The sequence below is a fragment of the Actinosynnema sp. NPDC023658 genome (genome assembly GCF_040639995.1).
Lineage (GTDB): Bacteria > Actinomycetota > Actinomycetes > Mycobacteriales > Pseudonocardiaceae > Actinosynnema.
Genome location: NZ_JBFAAX010001060.1, coordinates 1 through 1,830 on the forward strand (window position 1 = coordinate 1; position 1,830 = coordinate 1,830).

Below are 1,830 nucleotides of genomic sequence, written 5' to 3' on the forward strand. Positions count from 1 at the left end.
TGCCGTTCGAGTTGAGCCGGAACTTCTGGTTCGCGCCGCCGTTGCAGTCCCAGATCGCCAAGCGGGTACCGGTGGCGGTGCTGCCCCCGGGCACGTCCAGGCACTTGGAGCCGTTGAACACCCGCAGTTCACCCGACGACGAGAACTCCCAGCCCTGGTTGGCGCCACCGGTGCAGTCCCAGATCTGCAGCTGCGCGCCGTTGGCGCTGGAGTTGCCCGTGACGTCCAGGCAGCGACCGGATCCGACGCCCACGAGCGGAGCGGGAGCGGCCTGCGCGGGTGAGGTCGCCAGCACCAGCGCAGGAGCGGTCAGCGCCAGGGCGAGCAAGGCTCTGCCCAGGCGTGATGGAGCGCGCATCTGATCTCCTTTGATCATTGCGGACAGGCGAATCAGGAGCAGGCCAGCGATTGTTAGGTTTCTAACGAAACAAAGTCAAGTCTTCAGCCCCATCAAGACGCGACGCTTGACTTTGTTTCGCTGGCGACTTAACAATGTCGGGTCGCGGCGGCCCCACTTGCCGCAGCGGTCACCGACGGACGGCGTCGCTCGCGGTCGACCGCACGGCCGCCTGGGTGGTGCGGTTGGGCGCTACGGGTGCGCCGGCGGTTGGCTCGGTGGCTTCCAGCCGTGCGCGAGCAGGTCGAAGAGCGTCTCGACGGCGGCTCGCCGGTCCTGCCGGCCACGGGCCAGGGACGGGATTTCGAGCACGAACCGGGCCAGGGCGGCGCACACGAGGTCATCGCGGTCCACGCCGGTCTCGTCCGCGATGGCCGCAGCGAGGCTGCCGGCGTGCCGGGTCCACATGCGTTCGGCGTAGGCGCGCAGCTCCGGCGTGGAGTCCACCAGGTCGTTGAACTCGGCCGCCTGCGGGTGCGCCGCGATCGGCAGCCAGGTGTCGAGGACGTGCTGCCGCAGCGCGTCGAGGACGTCCTGACCGGCGGGGCGGTCCCGCACCGCGGCGACCAGCTCCGCCTCCCGGTCCCCCTCCTGGTCGAACACCAGCGCTTCCTTGCCGGTGAAGTGCTTGAACAGCGTGGTGGTCGAGACGTCGGCCTCGTCGGCGATGTCCCGGATGCCCACCTGGTCGTAGCCGCGCTCCAGGAACAGCCGCAGTGCCGCGTCCGCGATCGCTTGACGGGTGGCGGCCTTCTTGCGTTCACGGCGGCCGACGGGAACCTCGGTCATGGGCCTGATCCTAACCGAAGGTGGGGCGGGTGAAAAAGTTGACTCGTTGCACTTCGCTATCGGGTCTGCTTTTCTGGTGAAGTCCTGCGCGGACCGTCCGCGCAGACCGATCCGGAGGAAACGACCATGGCCTCACCAGCACCCGCCCACGCCAGGATCAGCATCGTCGGCGCCGGCCCCGGCGGGCTCACCTGCGCCCGCATCCTGCAGCGGCACGGTCTCGCGGTCACCGTCCACGACCGCGAGACCGGTCCCGACGCCCGCGACCAGGGCGGCACCCTCGACCTGCACGCCGACGACGGCCAGGTCGCCCTGCGCGAAGCCGGTCTGCTCGACGAGTTCTTCGCCCGGGCCCGGCCGGAGGGGCAGGAGATGCGGCGGCTGGACACGACCGGCGAGGTCCTCACCCACCACGTCCCCGGCCCGGACGAGCTGTTCAAGCCCGAGATCGACCGCGGTCGGCTGCGCACCCTGCTGCTCGACTCGCTCCAGCCCCGGACCGTCCGGTGGGGGCAGGCCCTGGAACGGGTCAGCGGGCCCACCGACGGCCCGCGGACGTTGCACTTCACCGACGGCACGACCGCCGAGGCCGACCTGGTGATCGGCGCGGACGGCGCGTTCTCCCGGGTCCGCCCGGCCGTCTC

At 70.5% G+C, this 1,830-nt stretch carries 3 protein-coding genes; 1 reads left to right on the forward strand and 2 read right to left on the reverse strand.

The features are described from left to right. Positions 1–358 (reverse strand): RICIN domain-containing protein (locus tag AB0G02_RS38045; RefSeq protein WP_360804718.1); only part of this gene is annotated, 358 nt, incomplete at its 3' end. Between the two features lie 231 nt (positions 359–589). After that, positions 590–1,186 (reverse strand): TetR/AcrR family transcriptional regulator, encoded by a 597-nt coding sequence (locus tag AB0G02_RS38050; RefSeq protein ID WP_360804721.1) that lies wholly within the window; start codon positions 1,184–1,186, stop codon positions 590–592. Between the two features lie 126 nt (positions 1,187–1,312). Between AB0G02_RS38050 and AB0G02_RS38055 the strand changes: the two genes are divergently transcribed. Then, on the forward strand, positions 1,313–1,830 hold a 518-nt coding region (locus tag AB0G02_RS38055), incomplete at its 3' end, for an FAD-dependent monooxygenase (protein ID WP_360804724.1).